Source organism: Mesorhizobium sp. (assembly GCF_017306585.1).
Classification (GTDB): domain Bacteria; phylum Pseudomonadota; class Alphaproteobacteria; order Rhizobiales; family Rhizobiaceae; genus Mesorhizobium.
The window spans coordinates 37,023-56,451 of sequence record NZ_JAFKIC010000119.1 but is presented as its reverse complement, the minus strand read 5'-3'; the positions used below and the strand labels follow the sequence as shown (position 1 = coordinate 56,451).

Below are 19,429 nucleotides of genomic sequence, written 5' to 3'. Positions count from 1 at the left end.
GGATTGGTCGCCGAATCGATCGGTGGTCGCGGTGGCGACGGAGGGTCGGTTACCGGTATTGGCAATGCGCTGGTCTCCAGCGGCGGCGATGCCGGCAGCGGCGGCAGCGGCGGTTCGGCGACCGCCAACGCCGGTGTGGGAAGCGTCATCAGCACCACAGGTCCGAACGCCTTTGGCATTCTGGCCCGATCGGAAGGCGGATTTGGCGGCGACGGTGGTGGTATCAGCGGCCTCAGCCCTTTGTCGGCTCAGGACGCCGGCAATGGCGGTGGCGGCGGATCAGGGGGGAGCGCCGAGGCGACAAACGATGGTAACGTGACAACCATCGGAAATTTTTCAACGGGCATGTTGATACGATCGGCCGGCGCGGCCGGCGGCAGCGGCGGCAGCGCCGGCGGCATTATTCCTGGCATTATTGCAAGCGGTGGCAACGGCGGCCCGGCCACAATCGGCGGATCGGCGACCGGCACCAACAACGGCAGGATTGAGACCAGCGGTGACCATGCCAGCGGAATGGTCGTCCAATCCGTGGGCGGCGGCGGCGGCGACGGTGGAGGCGCGTTCGGACTGTTCGGCGGCGGCGGGGCGGGCAAGGACGGCAACAACGGCGGTACGGTCACCGGCACGAATACCGGGACCATTATTACCAACGGCGTCGGCTCCATCGGCATGCTTGTCGAATCTGTCGGCGGCGGTGGCGGCGACGGCGGTGGCGCGATTGGGTCGATCGCATTGGGCGGATCGGGCGGCGGCGGCGGCAAGGGCGGCGATGTCTTCGGAAATATCGGCGGCAGCATCACGACCGGTGCCGACGGCAGCGGCAACGGAGCTCATGGTATCGTCATCCAGTCGGTCGGCGGCGGCGGCGGCAATGGCGGCTTCGCGATTGGTGTCGGCCCGGTCGCGGCTGTCGGCGTCGGCGGTTCCGGCGGAGCTGCCAGCAATGGCGGGAACGTTAACGTCCAGCAGGCAGCAGCCGGTCCGACGGTCGAAACGAGTGGAACCTCCGCTATCGGCATTCTAACGCAATCGGTTGGCGGCGGCGGCGGCAATGGCGGTGGGGCCTATACAGTCAGTGGAGCCGTCTCGGTTTCGGTTGGCGGCAAGGGTGGCGCCGGGGGCGAGGGCGGCAACGTCATCTACAATGTCGGCACGTCGCATGTGACGACGCACGGAACCGATTCTACCGGCATACTGACCCAGTCGGTGGGTGGTGGCGGCGGCAATGGCGGCTTTGCCTTGGCCATCTCGGCACTCGTCTCGGTCGGCGTTGGCGGCGAAGGCGGACCGGGCGGCAAGGGCGGCACGGTCGACATGACGACCGGCGGCAGTGTCGAAACCTTCCAGGACCGCTCCGCCGGTATCGTCGCACAGTCGATCGGCGGCGGCGGCGGCAATGGCGGCGGAAGCGTTTCGGGCAGCGCCGGCGTCAGCGTCGGGATCGGCAGGAAGGGTGCCGGTGGCGGCATCGGTGATGCGGTGACGTTCAACGGTACCCAGTCCGATGTCACGACCCACGGCACGGATTCGGCGGGCATCATCGTGCAGTCGGTCGGGGGCGGCGGCGGCAATGGCGGCTTTTCCATCGCGGTGTCGGCGATCGTTTCAGTGGGTGTTGGCGGGAGCGGCGGTGCCGCCGGTGACGGCGGCGTTGTCGATGCGCGCTCCAATGGCAATGTGACCACATCCCAGGGTCGTTCCGCAGGCATTATCGTGCAATCGATCGGTGGCGGCGGCGGCAATGCCGGTGCGGTGATCAGCGGCAGCACTGGCGTGAACGTTGGCGTGGGCGGCAGCGGCGGCGGTGGCGGCAAGGGTCTGGCCGCGAGCTTCTATACGGACAATTCGGTGGTGAAGACGGACGGCGCCGATTCGATCGGCATTCTTGTCCAGTCGATCGGCGGCGGTGGCGGCAATGGCAGTTTCGTCGGCGGCCTCGGTCTGGCAGCCTCCGTCGGCATCGGCGGCAGCGGCGGCACGGCGGGTGACGCCAGCGCGGTCAAGCTCACCGACAATGGCGGCTCCGTCACCACCACGCATGACCGGTCTTCAGCCATGGTCGCACAGTCGATCGGCGGCGGCGGCGGCAATGGCGGGGGTGTCGTAGGGCTCGGCCTGGGTGTCAATATCGGGATCGGCGGCAAGGGTGCCGGCGGCGGCACCGCAGGAACCGTTGACGTCATCAACTCGGCTGCCCTGACCACAGGCGGATACAATTCGCACGGGCTGCTTGCGCAGTCGATCGGCGGCGGCGGCGGTTCGGGCGGGTTCAGCGTCACGGCCGGTGGCCCGTCCTTGTCGCTAGGTGGCTCCGGCGCAGCGGCCGGCAAGAGCATGAAAGTTTTCGTAAACAACTCCGGCAAGATCGTTACGGGTGGCGACCTGTCCAACGGTATCTTCGCGCAATCGGTCGGCGGTTCAGGTGGCGATGGCGGCTTTGCCTTGGCGGCCGGGCTTTTCGCAGCTGTCGGCGTCGGTGGCGCTGGCGGCGCTGGCGGCGAGGGTGGCGTCGTAGAGGTCATCAACAACAGCAACATCACAACCAGCGGAGCACTCTCGAATGGCATACTAGCGCAATCGATCGGCGGCGGCGGCGGCAATGGCGGCAGTACGGGAGCCCTTGCCGCCGGCGTGTTTGGCGCAGCCAGCGTGGCGATCGGTGGCGGTGGCGGCGACGCCAACCTCAGCAAGGACGTTACCGTTACCCACAAAGGAGACATTCACGTCGCGGGCCTTGGTTCAAAGGGCATTCTTGCACAATCTGTCGGTGGAAGCGGTGGCAATGGCGGTGCTGCCTATTCTGGTGCTTTCAGCGGTGGCCTCTACGCTTCCGCCGCTGTAGGCGTGTCTGTTGGCGGTGCGGGTGGCAATGGCGGCCCCGGCGGCAAGGTTACCGTCAAAGCGGATGGCAACATCATCGCCGATACCGACGCGGTCGGCTCTGGCGGTATCGTCGCGCAGTCGATCGGCGGCGGCGGCGGCAACGGCGGCCGGGCAGTCACCATGACTGGCGCGGTCAGCACCAACGCCAGCATCAGCCTCGGCGTGACAGTTGGCGGTTGGGGCGGTGATGGCGGCCTTAGCGATCTGGTGACGGTCGAAACCGGCATCAATGGCGGCGGCAGCATCGTTACCAAAGGCTATCAGGCCGTCGGCATTCTCGCCCAGTCGGTCGCCGGCAGCGGCGGCAACGGCGGCGATTCGTGGGCGGCAGCGGGCGGTTTCGGCTCCGATGTGAGCGTCAATGCGACGGTTAGCATTGGAGGTGGCGGCGGCAAGGGCAATATCGCCGGCAATGTCGATGTCACCAATGCCATGACAATCCAGACAGCGGGCGACATGAGCGCGGCGATCCTCGCGCAGTCGGTTGGTGGTGGTGGCGGCAATGGTGGCTCCACCAACGGCGCGACGGCGGATCTCAGCGGCAGCGAGGTCAATGTCGCGGTCAATGTTGGTGTCGGCGGCGGTGGCGGCTCGGGCAATATGTCGGGCGCGGTCGATGTGATCAACAGCGGCAACCTGACGACGACGGGCGATTTCTCCTCGGGCATCGTGGCGCAATCGCTGGGCGGCGGCGGCGGCATGGGCGGGGCGAGCAATGCCAAGGCATTTCACGTCGGCGGCACCAGCGAGACCAGCGTTAGCGTGAATGTCGGCATTGGCGGCAAAGGCGGGTCCGGTAACGACGCGGCGTGCTCAAAACTGGACAATGACGGAAACGTCATCTGCACCGGCGTGCATGTCGACAATTCGGGCGAGATTCGGACCCAAGGCTTCAACTCCATAGGCATCCTGGCGATGTCCGTCGGCGGCGGCGGTGGCGGCGGCGGCGCGGCTTCCACCGACGAGGAGATCGTCGGCGGCGGCAGCGAAGGCGACACGTCGGTGGGCATTGGCGCGGCGATCGGCCTTGCCGCGGGCGGGGCCGGCAATGGCGGCACGGTTTCGGTGACGAACCGCAGCTTGATCGTAACAGATGGCGCGGATTCGTACGGCATCAGCGCCAATTCAATAGGCGGCGGCGGCGGCGTCGGCGGGTCGGCGACATCGGGAGTCATTGGTAAATATGCCATCGGTGGCGCGCTCGGTGGGGCAGGCGGCGGCGGCGGCAACGGTCTCCAGGTTGATGTCACGAATCTTGCCACAGGCGAGATCTGGACCAAGCAGGAACGTTCGATCGGCATCTTCGCCCAGTCGGTGGGTGGCGGTGGTGGCGCCGGGGGCGCTGGCCAGAGCACCGGCAAGACCGACAGCTCGGAAGTGAGCGTCAATCTCTCGCTTGGCGGATCGGGCAACGTCGGCGGCAATGGCGGCAAGGTGAACGTCGAGAACGACGGCTATATTCATACCGAGAAGGCCTATTCGCATGGCATCCTGGCGCAGTCGATCGGCGGCAGCGGCGGCGTCGGCGGCGCTTCAGGTACGTCCGCCAAAGATGCCAATGTAGCGATAACATTCAGCCTCGGCGGTGCCGGTGGCGATGGCGGCTTCAGCGATCTCGTTCATGTCACCAATTCCGCATCGGGCACGATCCTGACAAAGGGCGACAGTTCTTACGGCATCTTCGCACAATCGATCGGCGGCGGCGGCGGCGCGGCAGGTGGTGGCTCGACCGAGACGGGCAGCGCCGACACTTCGGTGACGATGTCGATCGGCGGCTTGGGTGGCTCAGGCAGCCGCGGCGGCGACGTGCTTGTCGACAATCATGGCCAGATCACAACCCTGGGCTATCTTTCGCACGGTATCTTCGCGCAATCGGTTGGCGGCGGTGGCGGCGCATCGGGCGCGGCGGCCAACACATCCAAGGCCGATATGACGATCGGCGGCGCGGCTTCGTTGCCGAGCGGCGACGGCGCCAATGGCGGCCACGTCACAGTGAACAATGATGGTGCCATCGAGACCTGGAAGGACGGGGCGATCGGAATCTTCGCCCAGTCGGTTGGCGGCGGCGGCGGTTATGGCGGCGTGGTGTCGGCTGATACGGCGGGAGACAATTCGGTTGCATTGCAGCTCGGCGGCTTCGGTGGCAATGGTGGCAATGGCGGCCAGGTCGATGTGACCGTTTCCGGCACCATCATCACCCATGGCGAACGCGCGCATGGCGTGGTCGCGCAATCGATCGGCGGCGGTGGCGGCTACGGTGGCGATGCCAAGGGCAAGAGTTCGAATGCGCTGGCCATTGGCGGCACCGGGGGCAATGGTGGCGACGGCGGCAACGTTACCGTCATCCGCACCGGCACGATCACGACCACCGGCAAGGATTCCATCGCCATCTTCGCCCAGTCGGTCGGCGGCGGCGGCGGTTTCGGCGGCGCGGGTTTCGGCCGCTTCGGCGCTGACGACGATGGTGGCGGGCCGAATGCGATCGGCTTCAACACGCCTGGCGGGACGAAGGGCACCGGCGGCATCGTCAAAATCATCCAGTCGGGCGCCATCGAGACCGATGGCGACCGCGCGCACGGCATCGTTGCCCAGGCGGTTGGCGGTGGCGGCGGCGCGGGCGGCACGGATTCGCTGGCCATGGGCAGTTCGGCGGCCGGTTCACAAGGCGGCATCGGCGATGCCGACGCGGCATCCGCAAGCACCGACAGCCAGGTGTGGGTCAAGGGCGCGAGTTCCTACGCCATGTTCGGCCAGAGCGCGACCGGCGACGGCAACGCGCATGCGGTCGACCTGACGGCGGGCGACAGCCTGTTCGCGCAGGGCGCGGATTCGGTTGCCGTCTATGGCGAAAGCACCGCCGAGCATGGCAAAGGCAACATCACCATCAATCTCAATGGCAAGTACACGATCGGCGGGTCCGGAACGGGCGTGGCCGCCATGCTCGTCGGCGGCGCTGATAACACGCTGACCAATCACAGCCTGCTCTATGCGATGGGGCCAAATCCGACATTCCAGGTCCAGGCGTCGCAACTCCAGGCGTTCCATACCTTGCTGCTGGCGCCGGGCCCGGTCGTGCCGACCGATGCGATCCTGGCATCGCTTCTGGACGACTTCAGCCCGTTCGCCATCACCGGCACGTCTGGCGACGATCATATCGACAATTCGCCGACGGGGGACACACTCGGCCGCGTCATCGGCAATATCGACCTTGGCGGCGGCAACAATAGCTTCCACAATTTCGCTGGCGCCTCGATGGTTGCCCTCAAGACCATCGACCTCGGCGGCGGGCTGTTCACCAATGACGGGCTGTACACCAACCAGGGAATCGGCGTGGTCGCGTCGGTCGACGTCACCGGCGCATTCACGCAGGACGTCAGCGGCAGCTTCGTCACCGATATCGACCTCAACAACCAGATCACCGACAAGCTGATCCTGACCGGTGCCGGCATTTTCGACGGCACCGCGCCGCTCAACTTCCTGTCCATCGACAAGCTGTTCACGCAGTACGTGCTGGCGACGGGTTCCTCGATGGCCGACAACTATCTGAAGCCGACGACGCTGCATCCCTATGTCGGCTTCAACTTCCTGACCAAGGTCGACGGTAACGACCTGGTCCTCTACACCGACAACAAGACTTTCCTCCAACTGGCGCAGGATCCGGGCTCCGGCACCACCGATCCCGGCGTATTTCAGATGGCGCAGTATCTCGACGACGTCGAGGCTGCATCGAGCCCCGACAATCCGATGGCCCGGCTGATCAACATGCTGCGCTTCCTACCCAACGAAGAGGAACTGGGCGCGGCGTTGACGCGGCTGACGCCGAACTACGCGGTGCATACGTTCGACATGATCAACCGCGAAGCCGACATGATGCTTGACGCGGCGCGCGAATGCACCGGCGTGCCCGCCTACAAGAATCCCGATGGCCGCTGCATATGGGCCTCGATCAGCCCGCAGGCGGAGTACAGCCGCGATGCGGGCGCCGGGACGACAAGCCGCGACGATGTGCTGAAGACCATGTCGCTCGGCGGCATCAGCGAGGTCGGCCACAACTGGTCGCTCGGCGCGACGATCGGCCGGACTGAGTTCGATTCGAAAATCGGGTTCAATGGCGCCCAGCTGTCGGAAACGACCGGCGAGGCCTGGCAGGCCTATGCGCTGGCCAAATATGCCGACAAGAACTACTTCGTTGATTTCGCGCTCGGCGGCGGCACCGGTTCGTTCCAGGGCGAACGCGATACCCATATCGATCCGGCGTTCTTCATTCCCGGCGAGACGCTCGAAGGTGTCTATCTGCCCGAGGAAGAACTGCCCGGTATCGGCAACAGCGTCACCTACACCCAGAAAACCGCGATGTTCGGCGGCTCGGCCCGTCTCGGCTTTACCCAGGAGATGGGTGCGTTCTACCTGCAGCCGACGCTGCAGCTGGATGCCCGCTGGCTGCGTGTTTCCGGCCAGGAGGAGGGTTCGGTTGCGGCCTTCACCTTCAGCGGCAGCGCCAATACCTATTATTCTGCAACGCCCGCTATCGAGATCGGCACCGACATCGCGCTCAGCGACATCGCCAGCCTTCGCGTCTACGGAAGGGCCGGGGCGGAGTTCTCCAACAAGGAGTGGGAAATCGAGGGCCAGTTCACCGCGGCGCAGAATCTGCCTGGCAACCCGGCATTGCACTTGACGGAAGCCGTCGATTCGCCGCTCTATCGGGTCGGCGCCGGGCTAGAGCTGAATGGCGTCAATGGCGTCGGCCTGTCGGTCAGGTATAACGGCGCCTTCGGCGAAACGGTAAAACAGAACGCAGTCAGCGCGTCGCTCAAGGTCAGTTTCTAGCTGGCTCGAGGCGGAGCCGGGCGGGAGGGGTCTTGATGAGGAAGTACGTGTATTTCGCGGTGATGCTGGGTGCGGCCTGCATCGCAGGGTTGCCGGCTGTTGCCGCGCAGACCAAGGGCGACAAGGTGGCGGCAACGCCTCCGGCCGCGGCCGACGCCCCGCAACTGCCTGGCGGTGCATCGGCCTTGTCCGAAACCCATGGCGATTGGACGGTCAATTGCCAGATATCGGGCACGGCCAAGGTCTGCAGCCTGTCGCATCAGCAATTCAACAAGCAGAACAACCAGCGCCTGCTGGCGATCGAACTGTCGAGCAAGACCGGCGAGGATGCCAGTGGAACCCTTGCCCTGCCGTTCGGGCTTGCGCTCGCCAAGGGCGTCACGCTGACGATCGACGACCAGAAGCTCGACGGCAGCCTGCCGTTCAACACCTGCCAGGTCGTCGGCTGCCTGGTGCCGGTGGCGTTCGATGCGACCGTCACGCCGATGCTCAAGGCGGGCACGACGCTCAAGATCGACGCCTTTGCCGCCGACACGGGTCAGCAAGTGAGCTTTTCCATCCCGCTCAACGGCTTCAGCGGCGCGCTCACCCGCACGGCTGAACTGCTGGCCAACTGACCGGCAAGTCGCCGGATCTTCGACAATCCGCAGCGTCTGCCGTCATGAAGCGGCAGGCGCTGTGTTCTTTCAGGGCATCCGGCAGCAATCCGGTGCCGCGCGCAGAGCTCAGACGACGGTCGTTTTGAGCCGTTCGGCAATGAGGGCCGCAAGCCGCGCCGCGACCTCGTCCTTGGTCATTTCAGGCCATTCCTCGACGCCGGCCTTCGATACGATACGCACCCGGTTCCGGTCGCCGCCCATCACGCCTGAGGGACCGATGCCGCTTTCGTGCGAGACATCGTTGGCAACGATGAGATCGGCGCCCTTCTTCACCAGCTTTGCTTCGGCGTTGCGCAAGAGGCCCTGTGTCTCGGCGGCGAAGCCGATCACCAGGCCGGGTCTTTGCCCGTGATGGCCGACCCCGGCGAGGATGTCGGGGTTCTCAACCATCCGCAGCGTCGGCGGGCTTTCGCCCGCGACCTTCTTGATCTTTTCGCCGGCCGAATTCTCGGTACGCCAGTCGGCGACCGCAGCGACGAAGACCGCCGCATCGGCGGGCAGCAGCTGCTCGACCGCGTCGCGCATCTCCTGCGCGCGCTCGACATGGATGGTCTTTACGCCCGCCGGGTCGGCAATATTTACGGGGCCGGAAACAAGGTGCACATCGGCGCCGAGCCGCGCCAGAGCGGCCGCGATCGCATGGCCCTGCTTGCCGGACGAGCGGTTGGCGATATAGCGCACCGGATCGATCGGCTCGTGCGTCGGGCCAGAGGTGACGATGATCCTGCGGCCGGACAGTGGTTTGGGGCCGGCATCGAGCAGCGCCTCGATGGCGGCAACAATCTCAAGCGGTTCGGCCATGCGGCCTTCACCGGCCTCGTTGCTTTCGGCCATCTCGCCTTTGGCCGGGCCGACAAAGGCGACGCCATCCCTGCCCAGCGTGGCGCGGTTGCGCCGGGTGGCGGGATGCGCCCACATCCTGGGGTTCATCGCCGGCGCCATCAGCACCGGCTTGTCGGTTGCCAGGAGCACGGTGGAGGCGAGGTCATTGGCGTGGCCGTTGGCGGCCTTGGCCATCAGGTCGGCCGTGGCCGGAGCGACGACGAGGAGATCGGCCTCCCGCGACAGCCTGATATGGCCGACATCGTGTTCGTCGTTCCGGTCGAACAGTTCGGTAAAGACATGGTCGGCCGATAGCGCACCGGCCGACAGGGTGGTGATGAATTCCTGGGCGCCGGCCGTCATCACCACGCGCACCGCCGCACCGCGCTCACGCAACCGGCGGATCAGGTCGAGAGCCTTGTAGGCCGCTATGCCGCCGCCGATGATGAGCAGGATGCGTTTATCGGAGAGGGTCATGGCCGGGACCGTTTTTTGTCCAGCGTCGACAAGCGCCCTGGGCGATTTTTCCGATTTCTGCCCGAGTGCGAGGATTTCGTCAGGTGATGCCGCCAATCGCCACGTTTGACTTTGAGCACTGGGAGCGGCAGCCACGGATTCGCTCAGGGCGTCCCGTACTTCCTGCTCCATGGAAACACCGCGCGCGGCGGCGCGCTCGCGAAGCACTTGCTTCACGCTGTCGTCAAGATTGCGGATTGTTATCGTGCTCATCGTTTGCTCCTTGCCCTAGGATAAGCAATGAGCGACGTGACAGCAATGCTAGCATTGCATGCACTCAGAGCAACTTCCATGCTATGTAGACCAAGGTCAGCGCGATCACCCACAGCGCGACCCGGCCGGAGCGGCTGTAGCGCGCCTCGGCCTTGCCGATGGCGCGGGCGGTGGTTTCGTCGAAGCGCAGGCCGTGCTCGGCCATGAGGTCGATCTCGCGCGACAGCCGTTCGGTGCGCGCGGCAAGCTCGGGCGCCTGGCGGGCGAGCGTCAGCAATGCCTTGGCGCCGTCGCGGGCATCGATCATCATGCCGCGCGGGCCGAGGTTTCCGGCGATCCAGCCGCCGACCACCGGCTCGGCGGTCTTCCACATGTTGAAGGCCGGATCGAGCGTGCGCGCCACGCCCTCGACCACGACCATGGTCTTCTGCAGCAGGATCAGTTCGGGGCGCGTCGCCATGTCGAAGAGTTCGGTCACCTCGAACAGCAGGGTCAGCAGCTTGGCCATCGAAATGGTCTCGGCCGGCTGGCCATGGATCGGTTCGCCGATCGCCCGGATCGCCTGCGCGAAGGCGGCGACATTGTGCTGGCGCGGCACATAGCCGGCCTCGAAATGCACCTCGGCGACCCGCAGGTAGTCGCGCTGGATGAAGCCGTAGAGGATTTCGGCGAGGAAGCGGCGCTCCTTCTTGCCGAGGCGCCCGGCGATGCCGAGGTCGACGGCGACGATGGTGCCGTTGGCCTCGACGAACAGATTGCCGGGATGCATGTCGGCGTGGAAGAAGCCATCGCGCAGCGTGTGGCGCAGGAACGACTGGATGAGGTTGGCGGCGATCGCCTTCAAGTCGTGGCCGGCGGCCTCGAGCCCGGCGATGTTGTTCATCTTGACGCCGTCGACCCATTCCATGGTCAGCACGTCACGGCCGGTGCGCTCCCAGTCGACATAGGGCACGCGGAAGCCCGGATCATCCCTGGTGTTCTCGCCAAGCTCGGAGAGCGCGGCGGCTTCAAGGCGCAGGTCCATCTCGATCTTGGTGGTCTGCGCCAGCGTCTCGGTCACCTCCACGGGCCGCAGCCGGCGCGAGGAGGGGATGTATTTCTCCTGCAGGCGAGCAGCCAGGAAATAGCTTTCGAGGTCCTGGAAAAAGCGGCGGCGCACGCCCGGCCGGATGACCTTGACCGCGACCTTGGTCGCCGTGCCGTCGCGGACTGTCTCGGCGGCATGAACCTGGGCGATCGAGGCGGCAGCGACGGGATCGCCGAATTGCGCATAGAGATCGCCGATCTTGCGCCCGAGCGAAGCCTCGATGGCGGCAACCGCCTCTGCCTTCGGGAAGGTATGCATCTTGTCCTGCAGCATGGCGAGATCGAGCGCCATGTCGTTGCCGACAACGTCGGGCCTTGTCGCCAGGAACTGGCCGAGCTTGACGTAGGACGGGCCGAGCCGGACCACGGCCTTGGCCAGCCGGTCGCTGCGTTCATAGGCGAGCGCGCGGCGGCGGGTGAACAGGCGCGCCAGCCGCCAGCCGAATTTCGGCAGGCCGGACAGTTCCTCGCCCGGCAGGGCGGCAACGACGCCCTCGCGCACCAGCACCCAGCCGGCGCGCACGAGCCGGAATCCCGCGCTGACCGTGCTCATGGCCGCTTCCGTCCCGCCGGTTCCTCGAACCGGCGCGGGACAAATCGGGGCTGGGACATGCGGCGCAGCCTCAAAGTTTCCAGCCCGAATGCAGTGCCGCGATGCCGCCGGAATAGTTGCGGAAGGAAACGCGATCGAAACCGGCGCGGGAAATCATCGCCGCGAAATTCTGCTGGTTGGGGAATTTCGCGATCGACTCGACCAGATAGGAATAAGGCTCGCCGTCGCCGGTGACCATCTTGCCGATCCTGGGAATGGCGTTGAAGGACCAGGCCTCGTAGGCCTTGTCGAGCAGCGGCATCTCGACCTCGGAAAACTCCAGGCACAGGAACCGCCCGCCGGGCTTCAGCACGCGGAAGGCCTCGCCAAGCGCGACATCGATGCGTGGCACGTTACGGATGCCGAAAGCGATGGTGTAGGCGTCGAAGGTGGCGTCGGGGAAAGGCAATTCCTCGGCATTGGCCTCGACGAAGTCGGTGCTGCTAGCCAAGCCCTTTTTTTCGGCCCGGTCACGGCCGACGGCAAGCATCGAGCCGTTGATGTCGAGCACGGTGGCATGGGCGTTGCCGCGGCTGGCATCGATGATGCGGAAGGCGATGTCGCCGGTGCCGCCGGCCACGTCCAGGACTTTCCAGCCCGACCGCTTCGGCGGGTTGAGCCAGGCGACCATTGCATCCTTCCACAGCCGGTGCAGGCCGCCCGACATCAGATCGTTCATCAGGTCGTAGCGGTTGGCGACCCTGTGGAAAACATCGTTGACCAGGGACTGCTTCTCGCCTTCCCCCACACGCTTGAAACCATAGGAGGTTTCCATGCCGCCCGCGGCCGTGGTTCTCTCAACTGACATTTTTTTGATCCGTCATAAAACCGGCGGGACCATAGCCGATCGATGGTGCGGGCGCTATTGTTTAAGGCGCGGTGTTCAGCCGCGCTTCCAGGTGGTGGGTTTTGAAGACCTGGACTGACCGACGGGATGTTTGAATGCCTTTGAAAGCGGAATTGCACTGCCACATTGAAGGGGCAGCGGCGCCCGAGCTCGTCATCCGCCAGGCGCAGAAATACGGCAAGGATACCTCGCCCTATATCCAGAACGGCTCCTTCGTCTGGCATGATTTCACCTCGTTCCTCGCGGCTTACGATTTTTCGGCCGATCTGTTTCGCACCGAGGAGGATTATGCGCGGCTGGCTGATCATTACCTGACCAGCCTCGCCCGCGACGGCGCGATCTATTCGGAAGTGTTCACCTCGCCGGACCATGCGACGAAGGCCGGGCTGTCGCCCAAGGCCTATACGGACGCGCTCGGCGAAGGCATGGCGCGCGCCAAGGCCAAGACCGGCATAGAGGGCCGCATGATCGTCACCGGCGTGCGCCATGTCGGCGTGGAATCGATCGAGCAGGCGGCGCGTTTCGCGGCGCGCTGCGGGCACCCGCTGGTCACCGGCTTCGGCGTTGCCGGCGACGAGCGCATGGGCGAGATGGAAGACTATGTCAGGGCGTTCGAGATCGCGCGCGAGGCCGGGCTCGGCATCACCGTGCATGCCGGCGAGTTGACGGGCTGGGAGACGGTCCAGGCCGCGCTCGACCATATCCGTCCCTCGCGCATCGGCCACGGCGTGCGCGCCATCGAAAACCCGGACCTTGTCCGCCGCATCGCGGATGAGGGCGTGGTGCTGGAATGCTGCCCAGGTTCCAACATCGCGCTCAAGGTGTTCGACAGTTTCGCCGACCACCCGTTTCCCGCGCTTCAGGCGGCGGGCTGCAAGGTGACGCTCAATTCGGACGATCCACCTTATTTCTGGACCTCGCTGAAGCGCGAATACGATATCGCGTCGGATCATTTCGCGATGAACGAGAAGGCCTTGGCCAACGTCACGCGAACGGCCATCGAGGCGGCTTTCGTCGACAGGAAGACCAAGGCAGCACTTCTTGCGCGGCTGAACGGCGCCGCCCGCTGATTTCTCCCGACAAAACTGTGGTCGGTGCCGGCCAAGCGGTTCCTTGGCCGGTGCATTGCCGCTAGGGTTCACCCAAGCAGCTTGAAGCGCGACATGTCCGCAAGGTCCATCCGTGCTTGGGAGCGACACGCATCAGGAGAACATCATGAAGGGCGTCACCGTCGTCGATCATCCGCTTGTCCAGCACAAGCTGACAATCATGCGCAAGAAGGAGACCTCGACGGCCGGCTTCAGGCGGTTGCTGCGCGAGATATCGCTGCTGCTCGGCTATGAGGTCACGCGCAATCTCGAACTGACCACCACCACCATCGAAACCCCGATCGAGGAGATGGAAGCGCCGACGCTGGAAGGCAAGAAGCTGGTGTTCGCCTCGGTGCTGCGCGCCGGCAATGGCCTGCTCGAAGGCCTGCTCGACCTGGTGCCGGCGGCGCGTGTGGCCCATATCGGCCTCTACCGCGACCATGAGACGCTCGAGGCGGTCGAGTACTTCTTCAAGGCGCCGAGCGATCTCGCCGACCGGCTGATCATCGTTGTCGATCCGATGCTGGCGACAGCCAACTCGGCGATTGCGGCGATCGACAAGCTGAAAGGGCGCGGCGCCACCAACATCCGGTTCCTGTGCCTGCTGGCGGCGCCCGAAGGCATCGAGCGCTTCACCAAGGCGCATCCCGACGTTCCGGTGTTCACGGCGTCCATCGATCGCCAGCTCAACGAGAAGGGCTACATCATGCCCGGCCTTGGTGATGCGGGCGACCGCATGTACGGGACCAAGTAGTACCCGGCAAAGGCGATCGGGGCGATTTACCGAATGTTTACGCAATGGCGGGGTTTTCGCCTGCGTTAAAGCGGCAAATACCATGTAGCGCTAAAGGATTGGCACTCACTACAGGGCCACGCGTCGACTCGGACGCGCAAAGGACGCTGTAGCACTCTGATTTTGCGCATGATCCTTTCCGAAAATCGGTCACGGTTTCGGGGGTCATGCGGCGGGGCCGATCCATGTTGCGCAAGCTTCTCATCCTCAGCGTCTTTGCCGGTGCATCGGCATCGATCCCGGTTGTCTACCAGTCGAACCCAGAGATGTTCGAGCATCTGCTGAAGTCGGCGGTGACGGCCAAGCCCGCCGCCGACGCCGAGCCGCAGGTCAACCTGGCCTCCGTTCCCGACAAGCCGCTGGCGCCATTGCCGACCGGCCGCAAGGTGGTGGTCAGCGCGGACGGGCGCGGGCATTTCTCGTCGACCTTCAAGCTCAATGGCCGTCAGATAGACGGCATGATCGACACCGGGGCGACGCTGGTCGCCATCAACAGCTCGACGGCGCGCAGGATCGGATTGTCCTTGAATGCGTCCGACTTCAACCGTGAGGTCAACACCGCCAACGGCACGATCAAGGCAGCCGTGGCGATGATCGATCGCCTGCAGATCGGCAGCATCACCGTCAACGACGTGCAAGCCATGGTGCTCGACGACAAAGCCCTGCAAACCAACCTGATCGGCATGAGCTTCCTCAGCCGGCTCGGCAAATATCAGGTCGAGAACGGGACATTGCTGCTGGTGCAGTAACTAGCGCGGCAGGATGCGCCGGATGACGGTCTTGTCGGCCGGCGGTTTCGAACTGCCGATCGCATAGGCCGACAGCACGGTCGCGACCGCCGCCTCGGCGTCGAGCGGTGAACGGGCGTGGATCAGCGCCAGCGTATCTCCGGCCTGCACTTCAGCGCCAATAGGCAGCAGCCTGGTGACGCCGACGGCCGGATCGATCTTGTCGTCGGGCCGTGTGCGTCCGCCGCCGAGGCCAACGACCGCGAGACCGATATCGCGGGTGGCGATGCCGGTGACGAAGCCGTCCGCCGAGGCCCGGACCGCCAACTCCGTTGCCGCCCGCGGCAGGTATTTTTCCGGCCTCTCGACAAAATCCGCGGGGCCGCCAAGCACCGTCACCATGCGCGCGAAAGTCGCGGCGGCGCGGCCGCTGGCCAGCGTCTCGGTCGCGCGCCGCATGCCGTCCTGGTTGGACGACACCAGGCCTGCCGATTGCAGCATTTCGGCGGCCAGCGCCAGCGTCACATCCTCCAGCCGATGGTCGCGCAGGCGGCCGGTCAGAAAATCGACGGCGTTGCGCACCTCGACGGCGTTGCCGGCGGCCGAGGCCAGCGGTTCGTTCATGCCGGTAATCAGCGCCGAGACCTTCAGTCCGGCGCCGCTGGCGACCTCGACCAGGCTATTGGCAAGTGCCGTGGCGTCACGCGACTTCTCCATGAAGGCGCCATTGCCGACCTTGACGTCCAGCACCAGGGACCGCAGGCCGGCCGCGAGCTTCTTCGACAGGATCGAGGCGGTGATCAGCGGGATCGATTCCACGGTTCCCGTCACGTCGCGGATAGAATAGAGCCGGCGGTCGGCGGGTGCGAGATCGGCGGTCTGGCCGATGATGGCGCAGCCCGTCTCCAGCACCGCCTTGCGGAACAGGGCGATGTCGGGCTGGCTGACATAGCCCGGTATCGCGTCCATCTTGTCCAGCGTGCCGCCGGTATGGCCAAGACCGCGGCCCGAGATCATCGGCACATAGGCGCCGCAGGCGGCGACAATCGGCGCCAGCATCAGCGAGACATTGTCGCCGACGCCACCCGTGGAATGCTTGTCGGTGACCGGGCCCGGCAGGTCCGACCAGTCGAGCACGTCGCCGGAATCGCGCATGGCCAGCGTCATCGCCACGGCTTCGTCGCGGTTCATGCCGTTGAAGAACACCGCCATCGCGAAAGCCGCGACCTGGCCGTCGGTGATGGCGCCCGACGTCACGCCTTCGATGAAGGCCGCGATTTCGGCAGCAGGCAGCCTCTGCCCGTCGCGCTTGTGGCGGATGATCTCCTGGGGAAGCATCAGCTCTCCAGCAGCCCGTCGCGGAACACACGCTGCAGGACCGTGGCCAGCCGCGATCCGCCCACCGGCGCCATGTCCTTGGTCTCCTGGTGCGAAAGCTCGGCGCCGGTCATGCCGGCCGCCAGGTTGGTGATGACGGAGCAGGCGGCGACGCGCAGGCCGAGGAAACGGGCGAGAATGACTTCCGGCACGGTCGACATACCGACGGCATTGGCGCCCATGATGCGCGCCATGCGGATTTCGGCCGGCGTTTCGAAGCACGGGCCGGAAAACCACATGTAGACGCCCTTGTGCAGTTGGGTGCCGGTCGCCTTCGCGGCACGCTCGATCGCGTTGCGGATGCCGGCATCATAGGCCTCGGTCAGGCCGACGAAGCGGCGGTCGCTGGGCTCGCCGATCAGCGGGTTGGTGCCGGAGAAATTGATGTGGTCCGTGATCAGCATCACCGAGCCCGGCGGCATATCGGGATCGACCGAGCCGGCGGCATTGGTGAGGATCAGTTTCGTGATGCCGATGCCGGCAAGCACTTCCAGCACCGGGCGCATGGCTGCCGCGTCACCGTGCTCATAGTAGTGGGCGCGGCCGGACAGCATCAGCACCGGCGTGCCGGCAAAAAGGCCGGCCACCACCTCGCCGGCGTGGCCGCTGACGCCGCTGCTCGGGAAACCGGGCAGATCGGCATAGGAGACACGGACCGGATTTTCTATCCGGTCGACCAGGACGCCGAGCCCCGATCCCAGCACCATCGCAGTCGACGGCGCCAGGCCGTCCAGCCTTTCGATCAGATGGTCCACCGTCTTTTCCGTCATGTCAGCCCGCTCTCTATTTGAGAATGTCGCCACGGAACCCGTAGGGCAGCATATCGCCCATTGTCACTGTCTCGGCGACGCCGGCGTTATCGCAGAGATAGAGTTTTGTGTCGGGGCGGCAGAATTCGGCCAGTCGCTGGCGGCAGCCGCCGCAAGGCGAACATTTGGCCATGCGTTCAGCGAGCACGGCGATCTCGACGATCCTGCCGCCGCCGGCCATGATGTAGTGGCCAAGCGCCGTCGTTTCGGCGCACCAGCCTTCCGGATAGGAGGCGACCTCGATGTTGGCGCCGGTAAAGACGCGTCCATCCTCGGTGCGCAGGGCGGCGCCGACCGGAAACTTCGAATAGGGCGCATAGGCCTTGGCCATGGCAGCCTTGGCGGCTTCGAACAGATCATGCGACATTCAGCAGTTCTCTCCGATGATCATGTCCAAAACCCGGCGCTTCGGCGCACCGGGTCGAGCATTGCGCTCAGCGTTCCTTGACATAGGGAACGCCGCCGGCGCGCGGCGGGATCGCCTTGCCGATGAAGCCGGCAAGCAGGATGACGGTGAGCACATAGGGCAGGGCCTGCATGAACTGCGCCGGCACCTTGCCGATGACGGGCAGCGGCGAGCCCTGCAGGCGGATCGACGCTGCGTCGAGGAAGCCGAACAGCAGACAGGCGAACATGGCGTTGACCGGCTTCCACTTGGCGAAGATCAGCGCCGCCAGCGCGATATAACCCTTGCCGGCGGTCATGTCCTTCACGAAGCCGCCATTCTGCACCATCGACAGATAGGCGCCGGCGACGCCCGTGAGGATGCCGGTGCAGATCAGCGCACGGTAGCGCAGCCAGGCGACGGAAATGCCGGCGGTGTCGACGGCGGCCGGGTTCTCGCCGACGGCGCGCAGCCTGAGGCCGAAGCGGGTGCGAAACAGCACCCACCAGGTGAACGGCACCATGGCGAATGCGAAGTAGACGAGGATGGAATGGCCCAGCACAAGCTCGGCGAATATCGGACCGATGCCGGGGATTCTTGCAATGGCGTCGAACAACAGCGCCGGGAGGTAGAGGATGAGCCCGCGTATCGAAACTAGCAGATCGGCAAAGCTGGCGGTGCTGAAACTGTACGTGGCGAGGAAGTTCGAGATCACGTCGGCGGTTATCGATTCGAACCGTTCGCCCGGGCCAAGCGCGGGCGTGCGCCCGCCCTGCTGGAACCAGGCCTGGCCGAGGATGATTGTCGAGCCGGCGGCAATGAAGTTGATGGCGACGCCCGAGACGATCTGGTTGCCGCGATGGGTGATCGAGGCAAAGCCGTGCACCATGGCGAAGGCGACCGAGATCAGGATGGCCATGCCGAGGCCGATGAAGGCGGAATGGAAGACGGAGGCCGCGGCGGCACCCGCGAAGGCGCCGACCAGCATCTTGCCTTCGAGACCGATGTCGAAAATGCCGGAGCGCTCGGAATAGAGGCCGGCGAGGCAAGCAAGCAGCAGCGGCACCGAGAGGCGGATGGTGGAGTCCAGGACCTGGACGATGGCGTTGACGGTATCCATCTCAGGCGCCCTTTCCCTTGACCGCTTCCATCCCCACCGACCTCGGACTGAACGAGGCGAACAGCGCCTGGATGTAAGGCCTGAACATGTGTTCGAGCGCGCCGGCGAACAGGATGACCAGGCCCTGGATGATGACGATCATGTCGCGGCTGATCGCCGGCATCTCGAAGGCGAGTTCGGCGCCACCCTGATAGAGCATGCCGAACAGGATCGCCGCCAGCACGATGCCGACAGGATGCAGGCGGCCCATCAGGGCCACCGCGATGCCGACGAAGCCGGCGCCAGAGACGAAATCGATCGCCACATTGTGCTGGTCGCCCATGACAGGGTTGAGCGCCATCATGCCGGCGAGAGCACCGGATATCATCATGGCGGTGATGATGATGCGGGTCTCCGAAATACCGGCATAGCGTGCCGCCTTCGGGCTGTGGCCATAGGTGCGCATCTCGTAGCCGAGCCGGGTGCGCCAGATCAGCAGCCAGACCAGGAAGGCCATGATGAGCGCCAGCAGGAAGGTGATGTTGAGCGGCGCCGAACGGATCTTGGCGCCGAACAGCTCGATGATCCAGTTGAGCTTCGGCAATTCCGCGCCGGCGAGGAAGTTGCGGGTCTGCGGCGCCTGCGAGGTGGCCGGCTTGAGCGGGCCGACCAGCAGGTAGACCATGATCGACGCCGCGA

General features: G+C 65.3%; 13 protein-coding genes. 5 read left to right on the top strand and 8 right to left on the bottom strand.

What is annotated here, in order from left to right:
* Window positions 1-3: 3 nt before the first annotated feature.
* The gene (locus tag J0I79_RS09380; protein WP_292856757.1) at window positions 4-7,713 is read left to right on the top strand and encodes an autotransporter outer membrane beta-barrel domain-containing protein; all 7,710 of its coding nucleotides are present in this window, start codon (window positions 4-6) and stop codon (window positions 7,711-7,713) included.
* Window positions 7,714-7,748: 35 nt separating this feature from the next.
* Entirely contained in the window at window positions 7,749-8,330 is a 582-nt protein-coding gene (locus tag J0I79_RS09375; protein ID WP_292856755.1) for an invasion associated locus B family protein, read from the top strand.
* A gap of 108 nt (window positions 8,331-8,438) precedes the next feature.
* On the opposite strand, the gene coaBC is transcribed toward J0I79_RS09375, so the two are convergent.
* The 3 genes from coaBC to ubiE all read right to left on the bottom strand — a co-directional run bounded on the left by coaBC (window position 8,439) and on the right by ubiE (window position 12,409).
* Window positions 8,439-9,923, bottom strand: coding sequence for a bifunctional phosphopantothenoylcysteine decarboxylase/phosphopantothenate--cysteine ligase CoaBC (coaBC, locus tag J0I79_RS09370; protein ID WP_292856753.1), 1,485 nt, complete (start codon window positions 9,921-9,923; stop codon window positions 8,439-8,441).
* Window positions 9,924-9,987: 64 nt separating this feature from the next.
* Window positions 9,988-11,562 carry a 2-polyprenylphenol 6-hydroxylase gene (gene ubiB / locus J0I79_RS09365; protein ID WP_292856751.1) on the bottom strand — a complete coding sequence of 525 codons (1,575 nt, stop codon included), beginning with the start codon at window positions 11,560-11,562 and terminating at the stop codon, window positions 9,988-9,990.
* 70 nt (window positions 11,563-11,632) lie between these two features.
* Complete coding sequence (ubiE, locus tag J0I79_RS09360; protein WP_292856749.1) at window positions 11,633-12,409, bottom strand: bifunctional demethylmenaquinone methyltransferase/2-methoxy-6-polyprenyl-1,4-benzoquinol methylase UbiE; 777 nt, start codon at window positions 12,407-12,409, stop codon at window positions 11,633-11,635.
* Between the two features lie 134 nt (window positions 12,410-12,543).
* Between ubiE and J0I79_RS09355 the strand changes: the two genes are divergently transcribed.
* The 3 genes from J0I79_RS09355 (at window position 12,544) to J0I79_RS09345 (ending at window position 15,081) form a co-directional block, all read left to right on the top strand.
* Window positions 12,544-13,518: an adenosine deaminase gene (locus tag J0I79_RS09355; RefSeq protein ID WP_292856747.1), complete on the top strand. Its 975-nt coding sequence runs from the start codon at window positions 12,544-12,546 to the stop codon at window positions 13,516-13,518.
* 145 nt (window positions 13,519-13,663) lie between these two features.
* Window positions 13,664-14,293, top strand: coding sequence for a uracil phosphoribosyltransferase (upp, locus tag J0I79_RS09350; protein WP_137932929.1), 630 nt, complete (start codon window positions 13,664-13,666; stop codon window positions 14,291-14,293).
* 224 nt (window positions 14,294-14,517) lie between these two features.
* On the top strand, window positions 14,518-15,081 hold the full coding sequence (locus J0I79_RS09345) for a TIGR02281 family clan AA aspartic protease (RefSeq protein ID WP_292856744.1): 564 nt from the start codon (window positions 14,518-14,520) through the stop codon (window positions 15,079-15,081).
* On the opposite strand, the gene deoA is transcribed toward J0I79_RS09345, so the two are convergent.
* From deoA to J0I79_RS09320, 5 genes are all read right to left on the bottom strand, one after another.
* Window positions 15,082-16,398: a thymidine phosphorylase gene (gene deoA, locus J0I79_RS09340; RefSeq protein WP_292856742.1), complete on the bottom strand. Its 1,317-nt coding sequence runs from the start codon at window positions 16,396-16,398 to the stop codon at window positions 15,082-15,084. It lies immediately after the preceding gene.
* Window positions 16,398-17,207 carry a purine-nucleoside phosphorylase gene (locus tag J0I79_RS09335; RefSeq protein ID WP_292856740.1) on the bottom strand — a complete coding sequence of 270 codons (810 nt, stop codon included), beginning with the start codon at window positions 17,205-17,207 and terminating at the stop codon, window positions 16,398-16,400. The genes deoA and J0I79_RS09335 overlap by 1 nt, the downstream gene beginning before the upstream one ends.
* Window positions 17,208-17,220: 13 nt before the next feature.
* The gene (cdd, locus tag J0I79_RS09330) at window positions 17,221-17,613 is read right to left on the bottom strand and encodes a cytidine deaminase (RefSeq protein ID WP_292856738.1); all 393 of its coding nucleotides are present in this window, start codon (window positions 17,611-17,613) and stop codon (window positions 17,221-17,223) included.
* 67 nt (window positions 17,614-17,680) lie between these two features.
* Window positions 17,681-18,751 carry an ABC transporter permease gene (locus J0I79_RS09325; RefSeq protein ID WP_292856736.1) on the bottom strand — a complete coding sequence of 357 codons (1,071 nt, stop codon included), beginning with the start codon at window positions 18,749-18,751 and terminating at the stop codon, window positions 17,681-17,683.
* 1 nt (window position 18,752) lies between these two features.
* Window positions 18,753-19,429: ABC transporter permease (locus tag J0I79_RS09320; protein ID WP_292856734.1), on the bottom strand; the 677-nt coding region annotated here is incomplete at its 5' end.